At 38.5% G+C, this 24,067-nt stretch carries 16 protein-coding genes; 15 read left to right on the forward strand and 1 reads right to left on the reverse strand.

The window, feature by feature from the left end; genetic code table 11:
* Positions 1-13 precede the first annotated feature (13 nt).
* From ACT29I_RS01125 to ACT29I_RS01190, 14 genes are all read left to right on the forward strand, one after another.
* Positions 14-3,397: a SusC/RagA family TonB-linked outer membrane protein gene (locus ACT29I_RS01125; RefSeq protein ID WP_430934322.1), complete on the forward strand. Its 3,384-nt coding sequence runs from the start codon at positions 14-16 to the stop codon at positions 3,395-3,397.
* 25 nt (positions 3,398-3,422) lie between these two features.
* Complete coding sequence (locus tag ACT29I_RS01130; RefSeq protein ID WP_430934323.1) at positions 3,423-5,033, forward strand: RagB/SusD family nutrient uptake outer membrane protein; 1,611 nt, start codon at positions 3,423-3,425, stop codon at positions 5,031-5,033.
* Positions 5,034-5,443: 410 nt separating this feature from the next.
* Entirely contained in the window at positions 5,444-6,940 is a 1,497-nt protein-coding gene (locus tag ACT29I_RS01135) for an alpha-L-fucosidase (protein WP_430934324.1), read from the forward strand.
* A 356-nt stretch (positions 6,941-7,296) separates the two neighbouring features.
* On the forward strand, positions 7,297-9,807 hold the full coding sequence (locus ACT29I_RS01140; RefSeq protein WP_430934325.1) for a sugar-binding domain-containing protein: 2,511 nt from the start codon (positions 7,297-7,299) through the stop codon (positions 9,805-9,807).
* A 4-nt stretch (positions 9,808-9,811) separates the two neighbouring features.
* The gene (locus ACT29I_RS01145; protein WP_430934326.1) at positions 9,812-12,004 is read left to right on the forward strand and encodes a T9SS type A sorting domain-containing protein; all 2,193 of its coding nucleotides are present in this window, start codon (positions 9,812-9,814) and stop codon (positions 12,002-12,004) included.
* Positions 12,005-12,077: 73 nt separating this feature from the next.
* The gene (locus ACT29I_RS01150; RefSeq protein WP_430934327.1) at positions 12,078-14,873 is read left to right on the forward strand and encodes a carbohydrate binding domain-containing protein; all 2,796 of its coding nucleotides are present in this window, start codon (positions 12,078-12,080) and stop codon (positions 14,871-14,873) included.
* A 476-nt stretch (positions 14,874-15,349) separates the two neighbouring features.
* The gene (locus ACT29I_RS01155; protein ID WP_430934328.1) at positions 15,350-15,961 is read left to right on the forward strand and encodes a TetR/AcrR family transcriptional regulator; all 612 of its coding nucleotides are present in this window, start codon (positions 15,350-15,352) and stop codon (positions 15,959-15,961) included.
* Positions 15,962-15,965: 4 nt separating this feature from the next.
* Positions 15,966-17,225, forward strand: coding sequence for a TolC family protein (locus ACT29I_RS01160; protein ID WP_430934329.1), 1,260 nt, complete (start codon positions 15,966-15,968; stop codon positions 17,223-17,225).
* A gap of 7 nt (positions 17,226-17,232) precedes the next feature.
* Complete coding sequence (locus ACT29I_RS01165) at positions 17,233-18,123, forward strand: HlyD family secretion protein (protein WP_430934330.1); 891 nt, start codon at positions 17,233-17,235, stop codon at positions 18,121-18,123.
* Positions 18,120-19,022 (forward strand): ABC transporter ATP-binding protein, encoded by a 903-nt coding sequence (locus tag ACT29I_RS01170; protein ID WP_430934331.1) that lies wholly within the window; start codon positions 18,120-18,122, stop codon positions 19,020-19,022. The genes ACT29I_RS01165 and ACT29I_RS01170 overlap by 4 nt, the downstream gene beginning before the upstream one ends.
* Positions 19,019-19,750, forward strand: a complete 732-nt coding sequence (locus tag ACT29I_RS01175; RefSeq protein ID WP_430934332.1) for an ABC transporter ATP-binding protein — start codon at positions 19,019-19,021, stop codon at positions 19,748-19,750. Before ACT29I_RS01170 ends, ACT29I_RS01175 begins: the two co-directional genes overlap by 4 nt.
* Entirely contained in the window at positions 19,747-20,853 is a 1,107-nt protein-coding gene (locus ACT29I_RS01180) for an ABC transporter permease (RefSeq protein WP_430934333.1), read from the forward strand. The genes ACT29I_RS01175 and ACT29I_RS01180 overlap by 4 nt, the downstream gene beginning before the upstream one ends.
* Position 20,854: 1 nt before the next feature.
* A complete protein-coding gene (locus ACT29I_RS01185) occupies positions 20,855-21,976 on the forward strand; it encodes an ABC transporter permease (protein ID WP_444792515.1) in 1,122 nt (373 codons plus the stop codon).
* 168 nt (positions 21,977-22,144) lie between these two features.
* Complete coding sequence (locus ACT29I_RS01190; RefSeq protein WP_430934335.1) at positions 22,145-22,690, forward strand: Pycsar system effector family protein; 546 nt, start codon at positions 22,145-22,147, stop codon at positions 22,688-22,690.
* A gap of 127 nt (positions 22,691-22,817) precedes the next feature.
* On the opposite strand, the gene ACT29I_RS01195 is transcribed toward ACT29I_RS01190, so the two are convergent.
* A complete protein-coding gene (locus tag ACT29I_RS01195) occupies positions 22,818-23,297 on the reverse strand; it encodes a ribonuclease HI (RefSeq protein WP_444792516.1) in 480 nt (159 codons plus the stop codon).
* 103 nt (positions 23,298-23,400) lie between these two features.
* Here ACT29I_RS01195 and ACT29I_RS01200 point away from each other — a divergent pair, with 103 nt between their 5' ends.
* Positions 23,401-24,036 carry a DUF6629 family protein gene (locus tag ACT29I_RS01200; protein WP_444792517.1) on the forward strand — a complete coding sequence of 212 codons (636 nt, stop codon included), beginning with the start codon at positions 23,401-23,403 and terminating at the stop codon, positions 24,034-24,036.
* Positions 24,037-24,067 lie beyond the last annotated feature (31 nt).

The following is a 24,067-nucleotide window of genomic DNA, read 5'->3' on the forward strand; positions in this document are numbered from 1 at the left end:
ACGTAGTAAAATTATGAAAAAAAAATCAAAGTACTTGCCCCGCAATGTGGGCGCAATGAAATTGACTATGAAATTTACCTTATTCTTTCTGTTTATTAGTTATTTGCAATGTACTGCAAGTACATATGCTCAACAAACTAAAATGTCTGTTGCAATACAAGATGCTTCCGTTTATCAGGTATTGGAGGCGATTGAAAATCAAAGTGATTTTACTTTCTTATATCGTTCAAATCTTTTTGATAAAGTAGATAAACAAAATGTGGAAATACAGAATGTTACTGTATATGAATATCTGGATAAATATTTGGTTCCTGAAGGATTTGAATATGTTGTTAAAGACAAAACAGTAGTGATCAGAGAATTTTTAACTCAGAATAATACAGCCCAACAGGCTGAACATACAGTAACTGGGAAAGTTCTTGATGATAAAGGGTTCCCATTACCGGGGGTTGCTATTATGGTTAAAGGTACCACAACTGGAACAATTACTGATATTGATGGTAATTATGTTATTTCAAATCTGCAGGGGAATGAAGTACTGGTTTTTTCTTTTATAGGAATGCAAAGACAGGAAGTGCCAGTTGCCGGGCAATCATCTATTAATATAACTTTACAGGCAGATGCTATTGGTCTTGATGAAGTAGTTGCCGTAGGGTATGGTTATAAAAAAAGAAGCGTAGTAACAGGGGCTATTAGTAGTCTGAGTTCGGATGATCTGCTTCAGTCAAAGCCAGCTGATATAAATCAGGCTTTAGGTGGACGTGCAGCAGGCGTTGTTGTTTCACAAGCTTCAGGACAACCCGGTTCAAGTCCTAAAATAGTTATTCGAGGGGTTGGTACCAATGGAAATTCAGATCCTCTTTATATTATTGATGGCTTGCCTATGTCAGATATGACTTCCGTTAATCCTTCGGATATTGAATCCATGGAGGTATTAAAAGATGCTACCTCTGCGGCAATTTATGGAGCAAGAGGAGCCAATGGCGTTATACTTATTACCACCAAAAAAGGGAAAAAAGGAGAGTCTACCTTAACATACAATGGTTTTTATGGTGTGCAAGGGGCCTTTAACCAGCCGGATATGTTAAAAACTGACGGATATCTTGAACTGATGAAAGAGTTCTATGCCAATGATGGAAGCAACTATCCCGAAGTAATGCCTACAGAAAATTTAGGGGTGGATACAGATTGGTTAAATGAAATAACCGATACTGCTCCGGTGCAGGAACACAATGTAACCGCGACCATGGGAGGAGAAAAAGGTAGTACCTTGTTGTCCTTAGGCTATCGTAATCAGGATGGTATCATTGGAGGGGATAAATCATTTTTTAAAAGATATAATGCCCGGATAAACACGTTTATGGACGTGAAAGAGTACATCACCATAGGTGCAAATATTAATTTCACGCATATTGATAAAAATGGTATTTCAACAGGAACCAATGGTTATAATCCTGTTTATTATGCGTTGCAAATGGATCCAACCACTCCGGTATATGGTGATGGATTGGTTGCTGCCGATGAAGATGGATATGGAGTGTCGTCAGTGCCTTTTTCACGGATGTGGAACCCTTTTTCCTTTATGGATGTAACCAGTAATGGATATAACAAAACAGAACGTTTTTTTGGTAATGTATTTGCGGAAATAGAACTTATCAGCGGATTAAAGTTCAAAACAGATTTCGCCACCAACCTTAGTTCTAACAATAGAAGAAGTTTTTCCCGCGAATATAATCACCGGTCAGATATTAATTCTACAGTCAGTAGTGTAAGTCAAAACTCCAGTAGAAGTACATTCTGGCAATGGGAAAACACATTGAATTATACCAAAGAGTTTAATGGCCATTCGTTGGGTGTTTTGGTAGGTATATCTTCATCTGAGGATACGTATGAATGGTTGTCCGGTACCAGAAACGACCTGCCCGTAGAAGCAGAGACCAATTCAAATTTCTGGTATCTAAATTCAGGTGATGTTGGTTCCGCTTCAAACGGAGGCTCTGCTAATGCTATACATTCTTTGTATTCACGTTTTGGGAGGGCCAGCTATAGTTATAAAGAAAAGTATATGGCTGAGTTTGTGGTGCGTGTAGATGGCTCATCTAATTTTGGACCTTCCAATAAGTATGGTACATTTCCGGGGGTAAGTGCCGGGTGGAATGTTTCTAGCGAAGAGTTTTGGACTATTAAAAATTTCGACTACCTGAAGTTAAGAGCCAGTTGGGGACAGAACGGTAATGAAGATATAGATGCATTTTCCTATACTTCGATTGTAGGAAATGATCAATATTATACACTGGGGACAAACAGTTCCGTGGTGACTGGTTCGGCGCCAACATCGCTGGTCAATCCTGATGTGAAGTGGGAAACAAGTGAGCAGATAAATATTGGTGCAGATATGGGTTTATTCAACAATAAGCTGAGAGCTAATGTGGATTATTATGTAAAGACGACAAAAGATCTGCTTTTTCAAAGGACAGTGGAGGACGTAAGAGGTAACGAGGCATCGTATTATAATCTGGGCAAAGTAAAGAACTCGGGTGTCGAAATCCAGCTAGGAACTAATTTTGACGTCGGAGAAGTATCATTTGCCGTGAATGCCAATGCATCCTATCTAAAGAACGAGGTGGAAGAGGTTGGAAACGACAATGGATATGAAGAAGGAGGATCGTGGAAGGCTTCGTATAATGTAACCCGCATGCAGGAGGGATATCCCATCGGTTATTTTTATGGCTATAAGATAGATGGTATTTTCCAAACACAGTCTGAGGTGGATAGTTATACCGATGAGGACGGAAACTTAACCTATCCCAATGCACAAGCCGGAGATTTCAAATGGCACGATACCAATGGGGATAAACAAATAACAGCCGAAGATAAAACGGATATCGGCAACCCTTGGCCCAAATGGACTTATGGCGTCAATATCAGTGCCAACTGGAAAAATTTTGATTTTAGTGTTTTTGTTCACGGAAAAGCCGATGTGGATGTGTGGATGTCGCAATATCGGGATGAAGCATACGGAAGATCCAATTTGCCTTCGTTCTGGTTGGATCGTTGGCAAAAAGAAGGGGATGATAAAGGAGTGCCCCGGGTCACATTAGCCGATTTAAATAATAATGTGCGTAACCCCTCTGAATTTCATGTGCGCGATGCTTCTTTCTTTAAGATAGGAACAATTGAATTGGGATATACATTCCCCGAAAAAATATTGAAATCGGTTAACCTCTCTAATGTAAGGATCTATGGAGCCATCGATAATGTGGCCATTTTTACCGACTACCCTATGTTTGATCCGGAAGTGGGAGCGATGGAGGGTAACATATTAAACACAGGTTTAGATTACTCCATGTATCCGCAAGCAAGAACTTTCCGTGCAGGAATAAACCTGGCATTTTAATTTGTGAACTTAAAAAATGAAAAAAATGAAGAGTCTTAAAAATATATTTTTCTTTGGGTTATTGTTTGTGGCGGTAGCCTGTTCAGATGAGTTTTTGGAATCAGATCCGGTAAATAGTTCTACTGAAGATACTTTTTATCAAACAGATGATCAGATGTATGCTGCGTTGATGGCTGCCTATGACCCCTTGCAATATTGTAACGCCCTGGCTACCTTTGTGCCTTTCGGAGAGATCAGATCAGATAATTGCAAAACAGGTGGAGGTGGCGAAGGGGATCAGCCGGATATGCAAGCCTTAGAGGCCTTTACCAATACGGAAGTAAATTATGTCTCCGATGGTATATGGGAGAAGAATTATACAGGTATCTACCGAGCCAACCTGGTTATTAACGCTTCCTATGAAAGTGATGAAGCAACTGTTTATAAAGCTGAAGCTAAGTTTTTAAGGGCTTGGTATCACTTTGATGTATTAAGGACTTATGGCCCCTGTCCTATTATTGATCAAACCACTTATCCTGAGAGCGAAGAGTTTACCAGGCAAAGTAGAGATAATGTAAACGCCTTCATCGAAAGCGATTTGTTAGAGGCCATTCCGGTGTTATTGGAAAAAAGTGAAATGCCCGATGATCAGTTAGGTCGTATTACCAAAGCGGCAGCTCAGGCTTTGTTAGGTAAGGTGTATGTCTATTGGGCAGATTGGAACAGCGATGATGCAAGCCTGTTCGGTAAAGCAGAGGAATATTTGCAAGCTGTTATTAACAGCTCCGATTATAGTTTGGTGGCTGATTACTCAGACTTGTTTGATGCGCACACCGAGAATAGCTCTGAATCGATATTTGAAATTCAGCGATCTACAAAATCAGGTTGGACTAGCTGGGCGAATACCAATGGCACGGAAGGTAACTTCTGGGTACAATATGCGGGCCCTCGCGGTTTAAATTCCAAACATCCGGAAATAGAAGCTGGTTGGGGGTTTGTATTGCCTCAACACGATTTGATGGATTTCTACCTTCCTGACGATACTGTGCGTAAAAGAGCTGTTGCGTATACCTACGATGAGTTGGTTACCGAAGAGAATACAACCATTAGCGATCCGGACGACTATGTAGTATGGGATATAGCCCAATATAATCAGGTTGATTTTGTGGGTTATGCACAAAAGAAATATCCGTGCTGGGTAGATTATGAATATCTTGGCTCCAAGTCTTTGAATCGTCCGGGAAACGAACGTGTGATCCGTTTGGCAGAGGTGTACCTTTTGTTGGCAGAATGTAAGTTAAGAGGCACAGGTAACGAAGGGGAAGCAAAAGTATTAATGGATGAAGTACGAAAGTATCACGTAGGAATGAATACAGGAACCTATAATACCGTGGACGATTTAATCTCAAATTACCCTGAGCGTTTTTCAAGTGTTTTAGATGTATTGTGGTATGAACGTAGAGCGGAGCTGGCAGGAGAAGGAGATCGCTGGTTTGACTTAGTTCGCAGTGGAAGAGCAGAGAGTGTGATGGGAGTTATTTATCCAGGAGTTGATTGGAGCAAACACATATACATACCTATCGGCCTAACTGAGCAAGGAAATTCAGGTAATACACTAACAGCATACCCTGACGAGACCTATCCAGATCCAATATAAAACATATAAACTGTACTCTAATATAATTACGTCTTGGTAATTCCTAAAATTGAGAATCACTCCTTTTTTTAAGGGGTGATTTTTATGAGGTGGCTATTTTATCATTAAGGGGTTATAAGATGAAGTAAGGAAAGAAATTGTTCTTAAGATCCAAACGAACCTAGTCCAGTTCATGTTTTCATTCAAAAAACAAATGAATATTAGAATATTATTAATGTAAAAATATAATAATGTTGCTAATGCGCCATATTTTCTGGTACCTTTTGTTTTTGAGGTATTTATGTATCGTGGTTGAGCGGTATTGTGATAAGGTATGTCGTATTAGTGCAAAACAAAATAATTCGTGTGCCTTATTTTTGTATAAAGAAAATCAGCAAAAGTTTTTTGTAACTCAAATTAATTTTATCGTAATGAATAATTATCTATTAATCCTTATAGCAGCAGCCATGTTTGCCTGTAATGCTGTACCCGGAGAGTCGGAAAAAAACAAATCAGAACCTAAATACACGGCCGATTGGGAATCATTAAAACAATATAAAGTACCGGAATGGTGGCTGAATACCAAGTTTGGTATCTATTTTCATTGGGGACCTTATTCTGTGCCTGCTCATGAAACAGAGTGGTATGCGATACATATGTACACCCAAGGGCACCCAATTCGTAAGTATCATGAAGAGACTTATGGTGATTTAAAAGAGTTTGGTTACAAGGATTTCATTCCCATGTTTACGGCTGAAAAATTTGATGCGGATGAATGGGCAGAACTATTTAAGAAATCCGGAGCACAGTTTGCCGGTCCGGTTGCTGAGCATGCCGATGGCTTTGCTATGTGGGATAGTGAATTGACAGAATGGGATGCCATGGACATGGGACCCAAGCGCGATATCGTTGGCGAAATGGAAAAGGCTGTTCGTAAGCAAGGTATGAAATTTATTGCTACCTATCACCGTCATTGGTTGTATGCCTGGTACCCTACTTGGGATAAGAATACCGATGCCGGCGACCCAGAATATGCAGGTCTTTATGGGCCTTATGTACCGGAAGGTTCGTTTGTAATGGCAACGGGTGATTACCCTAACCCCCCAAAAAAGGAATTTCACCAGGAATGGTTGGATCGCTTGAATGAGCTGATGGACAAATATCAGCCAGATATCATCTGGTTCGATAATAAGATGGATATCATTGAAGAGCAATACCGTAAGCAATTCCTGGCAAATTATTACAATAAAGCAATAGAATGGGGTAGAGATGTAGTTTGTACCTATAAGTTTACCGATATGGTTGAAGGTACGGCAGTACTTGATTTGGAACGCTCCCGAATGAAAGAAAAAAAAGACTTCCCATGGTTAACGGATGATTCTATTGATTGGAAAGCTTGGTGTAATATCTCCGATCCGAAATATAAGTCGACCAATCGTTTAATCGACTTTCTGGTGGACGTGGTTAGTAAAAACGGCGCTGTTTTGTTGAATGTAACCCCGCAAGCCGATGGAGTAATGCCCGATGGAGTCAAGTCGCGTTTATTGGAAATGGGCGAGTGGCTTAAGGCCAACGGTGAAGCCATCTACGACACGCGCCCTTGGAAAATTTATGGCGAAGGTCCGCTTGAGATTAAGGAAGGTCATTTGAGTGAAGATAAGAACAAAGATGCGGTTGCCGAAGATATTCGTTTTACAACCAAAGATGGAAATCTGTACGCGTTTGCGCTAGATTGGCCTAAGGATAAAATGGTGATCCGTAGTTTAGCAACCAAAGAAAACCTATTGAACCGAAAGATAGATAAGGTAAGTATGCTGGCAACAGGAGAAGAGCTTAAGTGGAAACTTACCGACGATGGTTTGTCGGTTGATATGCCTAAGGAAAAGCCCGGTGATTTTGCGTTCGCGTTAAAAATAGAAACAAAATAGCTGAGGGGGTAAATTCCCTTTGAAATAACAGATAAAAGCCTGTTTCTTTATAGTAAGAAGCAGGCTTTTTCTAGTTAAACCCGCAATATGCATTAGAAATTCTATTACCTATTGAAATTACTTTAAAACAAGACACTTCGTTGCATCACTTTCAACTCACCAGAACGATGCTCCCGAAAGTAATCGGGACAAGTGATGCCTCGTTTCAGTAATGCCTTGTTTTATTGTACTTGCCATGCTCATGACGAACCTCCAATACTTTATCCGGGTTAAAAATATCCCCTATATCAGCATTATTTTGTCAATGAACAATTACTGTACAAAAGGTAGTTTTGTAACGTATAAGTTGAATGAATATGATGAGAAATATAATTGTAGCCCTTGTTTTTTTTATAAGCTGTTTAGGGTGCACATCAACGGTGGAAACGAGAAGGACAGAAGATTTTAATTTTGACTGGAAGTTCCATTATGGAGATGTGAAAAATGGATTTAAGGAAAATATTGATGAAAGCAATTGGCGGGAAGTTAAACTACCACACGATTGGAGCGTGGAACATTCGTTTACCCAGGAAAAAACCGGGGGTGCTACGGCCTTTCTGCCAGGAGGGGTGGGTTGGTATCGTAAAACATTTGAATTGCCTTCAAGTGCAAAAGATAAGTTGGTAAGAATTGAATTTGATGGGGTTTACACCAATTCTGAAGTATGGATAAATGAACATTATTTAGGTAAGCGACCATTTGGTTATGCTCCTTTTAGTTACGATTTATCGGAACATATCAATTTTGGTAAAGAAAACGTAATTGTAGTTAAGGCCGATAGAACAGCATTTTTGGATAGTCGCTGGTATCCGGGTTCAGGAATATATCGCAACGTAAAGTTGGTAATTGCTAATAAAACACATATTCCACAATGGGGTGTTTTTGTTACCACGCCTAAAGTTACAAAGGAATATGCAGATGTAAATATTTCAACGGATTTAAAAATAGAAAGTACTGAAGGAAACATAGTCCTCAAAAATACAATTTACTTTAATGAGGCTCAAGTGGCTTCTGAAGAAGAGAAATTAGACTTAACCTTTAATGGAGAAGCAAAATCTAATGTGGCTTATACCGTTAGGGTTGATAATCCACAACTTTGGGATACAGAAACACCTAATTTATATACCGCTGTTACTGAATTGATTGTTGATGGTAAAGTGGTTGACAATACTGAAACAAAATTTGGTATCCGCTCCTTTTATTTTGATGCAGAAAAAGGATTCTTTTTAAATGGTAAAAACACCTTGATAAAAGGAGTATGTCTTCATCATGATGGTGGTTTGGTAGGAGCCGCAGTCCCACGTGGAGTGTGGGAAAGAAGGCTAATGAAATTAAAAGAAGCTGGCTGTAATGCTATCCGTACCGCTCATAATCCTCCATCGGAAGAGTTTTTGGATATCTGCGACGAAATCGGGTTTCTGGTGCAAGATGAAGCTTTTGATGAGTTTCAAAAACCAAAGGACAAAAGGAAAAATTACAATCAACAATCCGTAGATGAAGAAACCAAAGGTTATGCCCAATACTTTGATGAGTGGTGCGAACGTGACCTGACCAACATGATTCTTAGGGACAGGAACCACCCTTCCATTATTATGTGGAGCATCGGTAACGAAATAGAATGGACTTTCCCTAATTACGGCCAGGCAACTGGTTATTGGGGAAGTACTAAAGTGGGCGATGTAAATTATTATTGGGATGAGCCTCCTTTATCTATTGAGAAAGTAAAAGAGCTATTTTATAAATCGGGTAAGGAGGATGTTTGTGCGCAAACGGCTCGTAAATTATCCCGCACAATTAAAAAGTTTGATACAACACGTCCTGTTACTGCTAACCTGGTAATCCCTGCTGTAAGTATGTTTTCGGGTTATGCCGATGCCTTGGATATTGTGGGTTTAAGTTATCGTCAGTCGGTTTACGATTATTGCAGAAAACATTATCCCGATAAGGTTATTTTAGGAACAGAGAACTGGGTTCGTTATCACGAATGGAAACCTGTGGTTGAAAACGAATATATGAGCGGTATATTTATGTGGACAGGTATCAACTACATGGGGGAATCGCGACGCTGGCCTGTTCGAGGAAGCGGGAGTGGGATGCTGGATTTTGCGGGTTTTGAAAATCCATCCTACCACATGTTTAAATCGCTTTGGAACAAAGTGCCACATGTGTATATCACTACACAAACTTCAGATAAATCGCCATATACTTTAACTAAAGGTGGTGAGGTTATCGAAAAAGAAAAAGACTGGTCAATTCATCAAAAGTGGGGCTGGCAGGATGTAAATACACATTGGAACTACAACGAGGGTGAAGGTGTTATGGTTGAAATTTATACCAACCAGGAGGCGGTTGAATTGTTTTTAAACGATAAATCCTATGGTGTTAGGCATTTATCTGATGTGGATGACCATATTCTAAAATGGTTTGTACCCTATCATCAGGGTGAATTAAAGGCTGTTTCTGCATCAGTGCAACATTCACTAAAAACAGCGCTTGAACCTACAGATTTTCTTATTCATGTGGATAAAGATACGCTAAATGCCAACGCCTGTGATGTAGCTCATTTCGAAATTCAATTGGTAGATAGTAAAGGTATTCCGGTAAAACATCTTGAAAAAGAAGTAGCATTTAAAATGAACGGCCCGGCAAAATTATTGGGTGTTGACAATGGTTCCCCTAATAGTATACAGGATTATCAGCGTAATAAGGTAACTACGTCGGAAGGCAGGTGTTTGATGATTCTTCAGGCATTGCAAAAGAAGGGTGTTGCAGAGATTGAAATAAAAATCGCAGGAATCAACAAAAAAACAGAAATAATAATAGAATAAATTTATGCTAAAAAGTCTACAAAAAACTACAGGAGCTTTATTGATGTCGGCATTTTCGTTAGCGGGGATTGCTCAGCAACAGATTACAGTAGATGTTTCGCCAACCATATCAAAAAGCATAGAAGGGCACAAGGATTTAAACCGTACCAAGTATTTTAACCTGGCAGCGAATGTTAGTGAGATTAAATCGAAATTGATGGGTTATGACATGACCATGGCCGATTATTATATCAACGATTTGGAAATGACGGTCGGCCGTAAGTTGATGATGGTAAAATCAGAAACTTTCTGGGGTAATTCGTTGCGGGAGGATTCGGAAAGACCTGGATTTACCGATATCGATTATTTTAAAAGTAAAAAGACGGGATTAAATGATGACGGCATGGATATGCTTAAAACGGCTTTCGGTGATAACCAAGATTTGGCCTGTCACGAAGGAACAGATGGATATCCGGATTATATGGATCAGTATACAGTAGATGGAAGCGCAGGTCATAAATACCCTTCAAATGCGGAATCAGCGGCCGAGTTGATATCTACCATCCTAAAATATGGACATACCGATTTTCAGCGCCCTGCATATTATGAGCTGATGAACGAACCTCACTGGAAGCATTATGACGACCAGCGCTTTATTGATTTGCATGTAAAAACTAAGGAAAAAGTAACCGCTGAAGGTGTTAATACTTTAATTGGGGGGCCATGTTCTTCAGTAAGCAACTACCATAAAAATGAATACCGAAATTTAAGGGGTATTACCAACTTTATAAGCAATACCGAATTTAAACTTGATTTTTACTCTTTTCACTCGTATGATTATATGAAATGGGACGATGATGCAAATGACTTTGTTGGTGCGATAAACTCAGGTTTGCCTTTAGAAGGGGTTTTAGATGCATGTGCAGCATATTGTTCTAATGCAGGTCACGAGTTTAAATATCTGGCCAGTGAACATGGAGGCTATATTTCTGATTCAGATAACAGAGAAACAGCATTGGAGAAATTAGGACAACAATATTTTGCGGGTTCGGGTTTTGATTATGAAATGGAGAAGCGTAATATCGATAACTTCATTATGGTAAACAGTGCTATAGCTAACACTATGACCTATATGAACCATCCTCACGTGGTTTTAAAATCAGTTCCGTTTATTTTGTTAGAAACTTCGGGATGGGATCCTTATTATTATTCGAGCCTTTTGGTAAAAGAGAATTTTGATAAAAACAGTGCTGATTATAGGGAATCGAAACTAATTGATTTTTATAAATTATTTAAAGGCGTAAAAGGAAGACGTGTTGATACTTATATAGACGATACGGATATCCAGCATCATGCTTTTGTTTCGGATAATCAGTTGATAATGGTTTTTCATAACCAAAGTAATACGGATGCAGAAATTACTTTAAATATTAATAACTACACGGAAACACCAAGTGATTACACCGTTCGTAGATTAAGAAGGCAAGTTGATTTTAGACCCGAAATGCTTGAGGAATCACTAGCTACTTTATCAACTTTAGAAATTGGGAGCCAGGAATCGATAGTGGTGTTTGTTAATTATGCCAATACCATTGGAGAAGAAAAAACATTAAACGAAAGCATGTTTTATGCAAGCGAAACAGGAGCTCAGTTTAATGGCAGTAAGGATTTTGAAATAGATTTGGCAAATTACACTTATGTAAATGAAGCTGAACTGAGAGTTGGAATTGGCAGGGATGCCGATAACAGCAAAGAGGTTAAATTGTTTTTTAATGGAACAGAATTGGACGCACCGGTTGAGGATTGTGCAGAAAGGATTACCGGTGATTATTATGCAACAACAAAAATAGTAAAAGTCCCAGCTGATTTGCTTAAAAATACGAATACAATAAGAGTTACTTTTCCGGATGGAAAGTCGGGTGGTGTTGGCGCTGTGGTTTTACGTGCCAGAATTGAAGATGATGCTTCAGTAAATAGTATTAAGTACAACAAAAGCAGTTTAAAGATATTCCCAAACCCATCTAATTCTAAAGTTTATTTAACTACAGAAAAAGAAGGTGTTATTGAAGTGTTATCTATGGATGGAGTTGTTAAAAAGAAAGTGCAAAGCGAGAAAGGAACAACGGTTATGTCGGTTATGGATCTAAACAACGGCACTTATGTGGTTCGTTATATTGTAGGTTCAGATGCATCAACGGGGCTGTTGTCAGTACAGTAAAATATTAAATACTTACCCAATCAAAAACGGAATTGCTATAAATCGTGATTCGGTTTTTATAGAATTTTAGAATATGCAAAATAGATGTACTAGATTAATATTATTAATAGTTTTGGTTATAACCAGTTCGCTTAATGCGCAAAACTTATTAATGAATCCTGGTTTCGAGTCCGGATTAACAGACTGGACAGCTGGTTCGTGGGGTGGGGCAACGGCTTCGTTTGCCGCTTCGACGGATTATGCGCAAGAAGGAACAACATCCGCCATGGCTACGATACCAGCTGCTAACGAGGACCCAGGCAAGGTGTTCTTTCGTCAACAGAATGTAGCTTTGTCTACTTCTTCTGAATATACGCTTTCTTTTTATGTGATGAGTAATTCGGGAAGCGAAGAATCCATCGACTTATCTATTTATTCTCACACCAATATGGATGGAGCAGCGTGGGGAACGGCTTATAGTCAGCCAACTATTACTTTCCAGGGCGATGGTACATGGTACAAAAAAGAGTATGTGTTTACGCCTTCGGTGGTCGCGGGAGATCCTGATTTTAATAAGTTGGCAGTGTCGTTTAACTTGGCTCGAAATGCAACAACTCTTTATTTTGATAATTTTTCATTGACTACTGATACCAACATTGAGCCATATGAACCACAAAATTATTTTGTAAGCAAAACCGGTGATGATGCCAATGATGGTTCTGAGGAAAATCCATTTTTAACCATATCAAAAGCAGCATCAATAGCCGAAGCTGGTGATGTGGTTACGATTCATGAGGGAACTTACGAAGAAACATTAACTCCCCAAAACTCAGGTACTAGCGATAAACCAATTGTGTTTCAGGGTAAGTCTGGCGAAAAAGTAATTATTTCGGCAATGCAAGCGCTTAGCGGTTGGACATTAGATGAAGGTAACATCTACAAAACAACAATAGATTGGAGTTTAGCACAAAAAAATCTTGTTTTCAACGAAGATCAAATGATGACTTTAGCCCGATGGCCTAACGATACGGATGGTGATATAAGTACTCCAAATGGAATTAGGAATAGTGGAGGTAGCGGATCGGATGAAATTTTGAATGCTTACCTTACCTATAACGATGGAATCCCCAATTTTAATTGGGAAGATGGTGGATCTATCTGGTTTTATGGAAACAAAGCTGGCGGTGGCTGGATTGCCTGGAAATCATGGATTAAATCAAGTACCTCAACACAAGTTAATTTTGAGTTAGATAAAAGCCCTAGTTGGATTCGTACCTGGCATGATCCTGCTAGCTTAGGTTATTTTTTCTTAGAAGGTGTTAAAGAAGCTATTGATATTGATAACGAATGGTACTTCAACGAATCTACAAAAACACTTTATTTGCAAGTAGATGGAGGAACAATACCCACAGATGGTCAAATAAGCATGAGAAGGCGAGAACTAACCATTAACCTAAACAATAGAAATTACATTCAAATTAAGAACCTGGCCGTAACAGGTGGTAGAATTGATATTACAGGATCTGCATCAAATAACTTAATCTACCAAGTAACCAGTACCTTTGGAAATCATACCAGAGGAGTTGTAGATAATGGGTTTAACTCAGGTAGTCAAAGTATCATGATTAACGGTTCTAATAATACCATTGAAAAATGTGAGATTGCATATGGAGCTGGTAATGGAATTAAAGCATCTGGCGATGGTCATAAAATTCTAAACAATCACATTCATCACTTTAATACTTTAGGATGTTACGATGCTGTACTGAGTTTACGAGATGGTTCAAATACGGTTGTTAAAAACAATACTTTACACCATGCAGGACGTGATATTATAAATGCAAATCACACCAATGCCGAATATGCGTATAATGATATTTCTTATGGAAATGGGATTGTTGATGACTGTGCTCTTTATTATACAACAGGAGGTCCGCAATACGTTGAGATTCACCATAATTATTTTCATGACAATTATGGCGCGCCAGGAGCTCATGGTAAAGCAGCTGGTATTTATTTAGATAATGACGCAGAAGCATTTGATGTGCACCATAATGTTGTATGTAATACCGAATGGACTAATATCCAGATTAACTGGGACGGAAAAGATTTAAACATTTATAATAACACCCTGTGGAACGGTTCTGCTGTTATGGGAGCGTGGCACAAAGATGGCACTGCATTTTCGAATGTTAATGTATGGAATAACCTTTCTGATGATGCAAATTGGGAAGAACAGGCTGACAAACAAAATAATTTAACTATTTCAAATGGAGATCCTTTTACCGATTTGGCTAATGGAGATTTTACTTTACAAGCAGCAACGCAACCCATCGATTATGGTAGAGAAATAGCGGGTTTTACTGATGGATTTGTAGGTATTGCTCCTGATGTAGGAGCTTATGAATATGGCGCAACAGCTTGGACGGCTGGTATTAGCTGGAACCCGGAGGAAGGCCCTGCCGGATTAGGATGTTATGGTTTACCTGGAGATTATTGTTCAGTTAACCCTGATCTGTCGCAACTAGATACCGATGGCGATGGTGTTACCGACGATATTGATCAATGTCCTAATACTACCCCCGGTAAAGAAGTGGATGAAAAAGGATGTGAATCGGACGTGAGCGTAAAAGAATTACGGGAGGTAGGTTTAATGTTGTTTCCTAACCCGGTTGATGGAGGACGACTCTATGTCCAATCAAATGATCTGGGTAGGTTGAATATGAAGTATGTTATTTATTCTATTTCCGGCACAGTAATGCAAATGGGTTTAATTTCGGGTGACCATTCTAGAACTTCAATAAATATTGATGAATTACCGACTGGATGTTACCTGATGCTTATTACCGATAAGCAAACAAAAGCAGCAACTCGATTTGTTAAATTGTAGTATAAAAATATTAAAATGAGTAAGATTTTAGTTTTGTGCTATCCATCCTGATAGGATTAGGTATTCAGGCACAGACGGCTAATGGTAATTTCAGAAATCACATATTAGCGGTTTCTAACCTGATCCTTCAATATGTTGAGTGGGAGATACATATTGCGGGTTGAACATAGTTGCACAGGAATAGACCCTTCACTTTTTGGGGAGGATAATGGGAGATGCTATTGTACCGAGCAGCTGAAATTGACAGAAATAAAAACAAATGGCCAGGTAAGAAAGAAATGACAGGTTCTTTTCCTTTGGTTTAATTACAGAAATAAGGTGTCTGTTGAATTTTTTTTACCGGCTTAAGGTGTTGAAAATTAATGAATAATATTCGAAGTGTTAAGGAGGTAACATTTTGCAAGTTGTTGATGTTATAATTTTTTGTAACTTTATCAACCATATGGTTAAACCAATTAGTCGACACCAGCAATAAGATGACAAAACACAAAGACAATAAAACGGAAGAACGGATATTAAAAGCAGCACAACAAATATTCGAAGCTAAAGGAATGGATGGTGCCCGGATGCAGGAGATAGCGGATAAAGCAAGTATTAACAAAGCTATGCTGCATTATTATTACAGAAGCAAACAGCTTTTATTTGAAGCGGTATTTAAAAAGGCTTTTTCGCTTTTGGCTCCGCAACTAAACACCGTACTAAACGAGGATACCACTTTAGAGGAAAAAATAAAAAAATTCACCCATAACTATGTCAGTTTTTTTATCAAGCATCCTTATTTGCCCAATTTTATTATTCAGGAAATTAACCGAAACCCGATGTTTATTGAAAATATAAATAACAATTCGTCCTTATTTAACATCGATAAGTTTAAGGAGCAGGTGCACGAGGAAGTTGAAAATGGTTCAATACAACAAATTAGTGCCGAACAACTATTTATCAACATCTTGTCCTTAAATATATTCCCATTCATAGCATCACCCCTGATTAAGGCGTTTACAAATGCTGATGACAAGGATTATAGGTCGTTGTTGGAAGCTCGAAAGGATGAGGTGTCCGATTTCATAATCAATGCGATAAAAAAATAAACCCATGAAAACAATATATCTGTTTGGCATATTATTTTTAACCACGAATTTAGGATATTCCCAAAACATCATTAGTTTAAACGAATGTTATGAGGGTTTAAAGGCAAACTACCCTCTTGTTAAGCAACGTTCTATTGTACAACAACAAAAAGAGGTTGAGCTTTCGGTTATTAAGGCGAAGACCCTGCCTCAGCTTAATCTTAGTGCCCAGGCAACCTATCAGAGTGATGTTACCGAAGTTCCGTTGCCCAATATTGATTTAGTGCCTCTGAACAATGATCAATATCGGGCCACCCTTACAGCCAACCAGCTCATATACAATGGCGGAAAAATAAAGGCATCAAAAAGTCTACAAAATATTAGTGCCGACAGGAAACTCCAAGAGGTTGAAGTAAACCTGTATCCACTAAAACAACGGGTCAATCTACTTTATTTTTCAATACTGCTGACTGATGACCAATCTAAATTGCTCAATGTGAGAAAACAGCAATTAAAAAGTAAATTAAAGGAGGTGAGGTCCGGGATAAAAAACGGTGTTTTGAAACCTACTTCAGATTTAGTTATTGAAGCTGAATTGTTGAAAATTTTGCAACAAACCAAAGAAGTTACCAACAACAAGTCAAAGCTAATTTCATCTTTATCATCATTAACCGGGATTTCCCTTGGCCTGCAGACGGAATTTGAAGAACCCCTGATAACATTGATTGATGACCAAGCGCTAAGCAGACCTGAATTAGGCTTGTTCAGCTTGCAAAAACAAGAGGTGGAACAACACCAAAATATACTCTCCAAATCATTAGCGCCCGAGCTTAAAGGATTTGCAACCGGAGGCTACGGAAATCCGGGACTGAATATGTTGGAAAATGATTTTAAGTCGTATTACATTGTTGGCTTAAAGTTAAACTGGAACCTATTTGACTGGAACGGCAATAAGAAACAAAGACTAGCACTGGATTATTCAAAAGAATTGATAAACAACCAGGAAGAAGTTTTCAGACTGAACACGAACACAGCTTTGGATGAGCAACAAAAGGAAATAGAAACCCTGGAAAGCACGGTTGCTATCGACCAACAGCTTATCTCCTTACAGGAAAAAGTAGTTAACTCCTTCGAATCTCAATTGAAGAACGGCGTTATTACAACATCCGAATACATCACTGAGCTTACCAAACTATACGAAACAGAAAATTTGTTCAATCAACATAAAACAAAGTTGGAATTAGCCAAAGCAAATTACAATACCTTAAAAGGCAATACTAAATAAAAATACAATGAAACTAAACACACTACTTTTTATACTTGTTGCCACGCTTTTTTCGGCTTGCAGCAAGAAAGGAAATAAAGCTGACGGCTACGGAAATTTTGAAGCTACCGAAATAACCGTATCGGCCGAAAACACCGGAAAACTAATCGTGTTTAATATTGATGAGGGCTCCGTGATAGAGCAAAATGAACGTATTGGCTATATAGATACTATTCCGCTTCATTTAAAAAAAGAACAGCTTCTGGTACAAAAAGATGTGACATATGCCAAGTCTAAAGGTGTTTTGTCACAGATAGATGTGTTACAAGCAAAACTGACAACCGCCAGTACCAATAAAACAAGAATTGAAAATTTAATAAAAGACCATGCCGGAACACAAAAGCAGCTGGATGATGTAGATGGTGAAATAGCGGTTTTAAAAAACAGTATCCGCAGCATTGAAATACAAAATGCACCCTTTGTTAACGAAATTAAAGGCATCGGTGTACAGCTGCAACAACTCAACGACCAGATTGCAAAGAGCATAATACTCAACCCAATAAAAGGCACGGTGCTGTCAAAATACGCTGAACCCAATGAAATTGTAACTTTCGGTAAACCGTTATATAAAATTGCCGACTTATCGACCATGGAACTGCGTGTTTATGTTAGCGAAACCCAATTGGCAAGTGTCACCATAGGCAAAAAGGTAAGCGTTAAAATAGATGACCGGGATGGAATGAAATCGTACGACGGCAAAATTAGCTGGATAGCTTCGGAAGCCGAGTTTACACCTAAGATTATTCAAACCAAAGAAGAGCGAGTAGCCCTGGTGTATGCGGTAAAGGTGCAAGTAAAAAATGATGGCAGTCTTAAAATAGGAATGCCGGCCGAAATGTGGTTAAACAATCTGCAATGAGTATTTCTGTCTCCAACATATCGAAATCCTATGGTAAGGTAACCGCATTGTCAAAAATTTCTTTTGAGGTAAAACCCGGTGAACTATTTGGGCTGATAGGACCGGATGGTGCTGGTAAAACCACCTTGTTCCGCATACTTACAACACTGTTGATAGCTGATAAAGGACAGGCCACTGTAGCAGGTTACGATGTGCTTAACGATTACAAATCAATCAGGAACAGTGTAGGATATATGCCGGGCCGTTTTTCTCTTTATCAAGACCTAACGGTAGAGGAAAACCTGAATTTTTTCGCTACTATCTTTGGCACTACCATCAAAGATAACTATGATTTGGTAAAGGATATCTACGTGCAAATTGAACCTTTTAAAAATCGCAGAGCAGGCAAACTCTCCGGCGGAATGAAACAAAAACTCGCCTTAAGTTGTGCCTTGATACACAAACCTAAAGTGTTGTTCCTGGATGAACCCACTACGGGAGTCGACCCTGTATCGAGAAAAGAATTTTGGGAAATGCTCAAACGCCTTCAAACAAAAGGTATTACAATCCTGGTTTCCACACCATACATGGATGAGGCTGCGTTATGCGACCGCATAGCTTTAATTCAAGATGGCAACATACTTGAAATAGATTCCCCGAAAACTATCATAAACCATTTCCCAAAGCCTATTTATAATATCAGTGCCCATAATATGCATCGTCTCATCGTGAGTTTAACAAATTACGAACACACCTATAGCGTATACCCTTTTGGTGAATTCGTGCATTATACCGATACACGTGAAATACTTGACGAAGTAAGTTTAAGAGACTATTTAGCACAACAGCAACTTTCAGATATACACATTGAAAAAACCAGTCCAACCATAGAGGACACTTTTATGGAATTAGCCAGATGATGAAAAACAACTATGTTATACAAGTAGAAGATTTGAGCAAGTTATTTGGTGACTTCGTGGCTGTGAACCGGATCAGTTTTCAGGTAAACGCAGGAGAGATTTTTGGCTTTTTGGGCGCAAATGGAGCTGGAAAAACCACTGCCATGAAAATGCTTATAGGCATATCTTCCCCTACCTCGGGAAAAGCAACCGTGGCTGGTTTTGATGTGTACAAAGAAGCCGAATCCATCAAAAAAAATATCGGTTATATGAGCCAAAAGTTTGCCTTATATGATGACTTGACCGTAAAGGAGAACATTACCTTTTTTGGAGGTATTTATGGATTGTCGAAAAAACAAATAGACCAAAAACGTTGCGAACTCGTGGAGGAATTGGGACTCCAGGATGTCACCAACAGTCTGGTGGCCTCATTGCCACTGGGATGGAAACAAAAGTTGGCATTTTCGGTTTCCTTGCTGCACGACCCGAAAATTGTTTTTTTGGATGAGCCCACAGGAGGCGTAGATCCTATTACCCGTCGCCAGTTTTGGGAAATGATCTATAAGGCAGCCCATAACGGAACCACAATTTTTGTCACTACCCACTATATGGATGAGGCTGAATATTGCGATCGTGTTTCCATCATGGTCAATGGCAAAATTGAAGCGCTGGATACCCCGAAAAAACTAAAGGAACATTATAAAACAGACACCATGAACGATGTGTTTTTAAAATTGGCCCGAGGATGAAAAGATTTGTAGGTTTTGTGAGAAAAGAGTTTTATCACATATTTCGCGATAAACGCTCTTTATTTATATTATTTGGAATGCCAATAGCACAAATATTATTGTTTGGCTTTGCCATTACCAACGAAATCAATAACGTAGATATTGCTATTCTTGACCAGTCCCATGATGCAACTACCAGAGAAATTATCCATAAAATATCGGCATCAAAACATTTTACCATTGCAGATATTATTCAGCAGGAGTCATCCATCGAATCTATATTCAAAAAAGGTAAAGTAAAAGCAGTTCTTCAATTTGAAAACGACTTTGGTAACAAAATCATCAAAGATAAACAGGCAACGGTACAAGTGCTTGCCGACGCCACAGATCCTAATATGGCCAGTACCATTAGCAATTACATTTCATCTATACTTAAAAATTATCAACAGGAATTAAACAAAGGTGTTTCCGTTGATTACCAGATTGTTCCCCAGAGCAGAATGGTTTATAATGCCGAGCTGAAAAGTGTTTATATGTTTGTTCCCGGTGTAATGACTGTTATTTTGATGTTGGTATCGGCAATGATGACCTCTATATCCATTACCCGCGAAAAAGAACAAGGCACAATGGAAATTTTATTGGTTTCGCCCTTAAAACCATTTCAGGTTATTATAGGAAAAGTGTTTCCCTATATCTTTCTATCCGTTATCAATGCTGTTGTAATAGTCGTGTTGAGCATTTTCGTTTTTAATGTGCCGGTAAATGGCAGCTTATTCTTGCTAGGGATTGAAAGCATATTGTTCATCGTCACATCACTGGCTTTAGGAATACTAATCTCAACCATATCGGCAACACAGCAAACCGCTATGATGATTTCACTAATGGGCTTGATGCTGCCCACCATTTTACTTTCCGGGTTTATTTTCCCGATTAGCAGTATGCCTGTGCCGCTTCAGGTTATCAGCAACATCATACCTGCAAAGTGGTTTATCATTATTGTAAAAGGTATAATGCTAAAAGGCATAGGGATAGGTTATATTCTAAAAGAAACCTTGATCCTACTGTTGATGACCTTACTGTTTGTAGGGGTAAGTGTAAAAAAATATAAAATTAGATTGGAGTAATATGAAAGTAATACTGTACATCATAAAAAAGGAGTTTAAGCAAATCTTCAGAAACAAGGGTATGCTTCCCATCATCTTTGTTTTGCCTGTACTACAATTGGTCATTTTATCCAATGCGGCTACTTACGAAATAAAAAATATAATATTTGGCTATGTGGATGCCGATAACAGCAGCATATCCAGAGGGTTGATAGAACAATTTGAAGCCTCGATTTATTTTAACGTTTCCAACAGGTTTTCTTCCGAAAAAGAAGCTTCCATGGCGATGCAGGATGGAACAATTGATGCGTATTTAAATATACCTACCCATTTTGAACGAGATCTACAAAAAAACAAGACCAACGACATCGGCGTGTTTATTGATGCCATTGATGGTTCGGCAGCAGGTGTTATAAATGTATATGTCACGCAAATAATACAGCGCTACAACAGAAATATAGGAACGGATTTGATACAGGTCTCTGATAGAGGTGAAAAACCAAACAGCATAGAAAGTATTCCATTGTTTTGGTACAACAACACCTTAAACTACAAAACCTTCATGGTGCCGGGTATCCTGGTATTGCTCGTCACCATGATTACCCTGTTTTTATCCGGAATGAACATTGTCAGGGAAAAAGAAATAGGAACATTGGAACAGATCAATGTAACACCCATAAAAAAACATCACTTTATTATAGGTAAGCTCTTTCCTTTTTGGGTGCTGGGTATGGGGCTGTTAACCATTGGCTTGATCCTTGCCAAAGTTATATTCAACACACCAATACTGGGCAATTTGGTGCTGCTCTATGCCTATACATCGGTTTATATATTAGTGATTTTAGGCATGGGTCTGTTTATCTCCAACTATACGGACACACAGCAACAAGCCATGTTCATTGCCTGGTTTTTTGTGGTGATATTTATATTGATGAGCGGTTTATTTACTCCTATTGAGAGTATGCCTAAATGGGCACAAGTTGTTACAGAGTTTAATCCCATTAAATACTTTGTAGAAATCATACGGATGGTAATGCTCAAAGGTTCCGGCTTTGCTGACATTTTTCCATTGGCCATAAAAACACTGTCTTACGCTATTGTAATGAGTGGCTTGGCGGTTTGGAGTTATAGAAAAACAACTTAAGTAAAAACAGCATAGTTACCAAAGATCGTTTTTATAGAACTGATATTTTTCTTACCACAAAACTTTACGACAACGATATCATGTGACAAGAGCTAAAATTTATAGCCATTAAAATGTTGAAATACAATAAGTAAGTTATAAAACTTTGACAACAAAACACTGATACCCATGAAAAAAAAAGCCATGAACGAAAAGCTGCATAAGTACGACTCCCGTGGGATTCAAACACTATTTAGAACCGTCAGCAAAAACCATTATAACCTGTTGAAAATGGTTGACAATAAAGCAAGAATTGTGCTTACCGTAAATTCCATTATTACCTCTCTACTTTTCGGAATTCAAATCCTGAACCTGGAGGCTCATATTACAGAACACAGTATTTCTTTGAAAATATTGGTGATTTGCAGCATGCTGTCCATGGTTTTCGCCATTGCGAGTATGTTGCCGCACAGGTACATAGGAAAGAGCTTCAGGAAAAGCGGCTATAAAGGAACTCTATATGCAGAAAATTTCTCCAAACAAAGCTTGACAGAATTTAGAAACGAGTTTAATAGAATTATGAGTACGGGTGAAAGAGTATATGATGAATTAATTACAGACCTTTATTTTTTGGGCAAGATCATTACTATAAAACAAAGAATATTATTGTTATCGGTTATCATATTTATGGTTGGGCTACTATCTACCATATTAATTACCCTGTTGTCCATTTAAGTTCTATTTTAGACCAGGCTCAAGAGGATACAAAACTGACACCTCGTATTATACTAATGCGAGGGATTGATTAAAAATGTTAAAGGATCGGAGAACATTCTTCCAAGCTTTTTCCTATTCTCTTTATTTATAGCCTATTCTCCCTAAGCGCTTTTCTAGAGGTTCTGTCAACTAAAGTAAAGAGTTTATCTATCTCAGTTTTGGCATTTTCGGTCTTATGTCCTTTGATTTTAATGAAATCACAATCCAGCACATCGGTAATGCTGTAAAATTCCTGGTATAAATCGTGGTTTTTAATGAGTTCACCTTTCTTATTGAGGTAATTGTTTCGTTCCAAACGTTGGCGTCGTCCCGGTAGTCCGATTATATTTTGAGAGTCGGTGTAAATAATGACTTTAGCACCTTCTGGTTCTATTTCGGTCAAGGCCCATAAAAGGGTTTGAAGTTCCAGTTTTGTTGAAGAAGTGTTTTCGAAGCGTCTTACGTTTACATGCTCTTTTAATGTATTCAAACAGGTATATGGTTGATATATTGCAAGATAAGCACCGTAGCCAATGTGCGATTGCGGATGGTAGCTTCCATCGGTAAGTAGTATTATTTCATCCATAAATAATTGTATGGATGCGAATATAAAAAGTTCAAACCATACTTTTCTTATTTTATGTTGAATCATAGAATTCTTTCTGTATTTTAAGGGGAAATTTTAAACGATGTGTTTTTCAGCTGAGGTAAGTTTTGGCGCCAGTGCAGTTATTTCCACGGTAGGGGTAATAGCCATTAAAAAAAGCACTAAAAAGGAGCAACTTTTTTTTGCTATGATTCCTTTGTTGTTTGGCGTTCAGCAATTCTTTGAAGGATGTTTGTGGCTTGCTTTACAGCATCCTGAATATAGATACTGGGAGTCTCCGGCAACTTTTGGATTTCTCATATTTGCGCAACTTATTTGGCCGGTTTGGGTTCCGCTATCCACCTTGCTAATAGAGAAAAATAAACGAAGAAAACAATTGATAACTGGCTCGTTGTCCCTGGGGATAGCCCTGTTTTTATTGTTGGGATATAGAATGGTGGCTTACGATGTTACTGCACAAATAGACCAACAGCATATATTTTATACCGTTGGCCATTTTAAAAGCACCAACTGGTGGAGCGGAATTTTTTATCTGTTACCGGCGGCTTTTCCGTTTGTCTTCTCAAGCAACAGGCAAATCAATTATATGGGGATGTTGATGTTGTTGTTCTTTGTGGTTTCAAAAGTATTTTACCTAAAATATATGATTTCTGTTTGGTGTTTGTTTGCCGCCATATTGAGTTTGTATATCTTTATTATTCTTAAAAGAAATGAATGATAACGCACGTGGTGACCATTGGCAAGACACA

The organism is Saccharicrinis sp. GN24d3 (assembly GCF_052400645.1).
In the GTDB taxonomy this organism is placed as follows: domain Bacteria; phylum Bacteroidota; class Bacteroidia; order Bacteroidales; family Marinilabiliaceae; genus Saccharicrinis.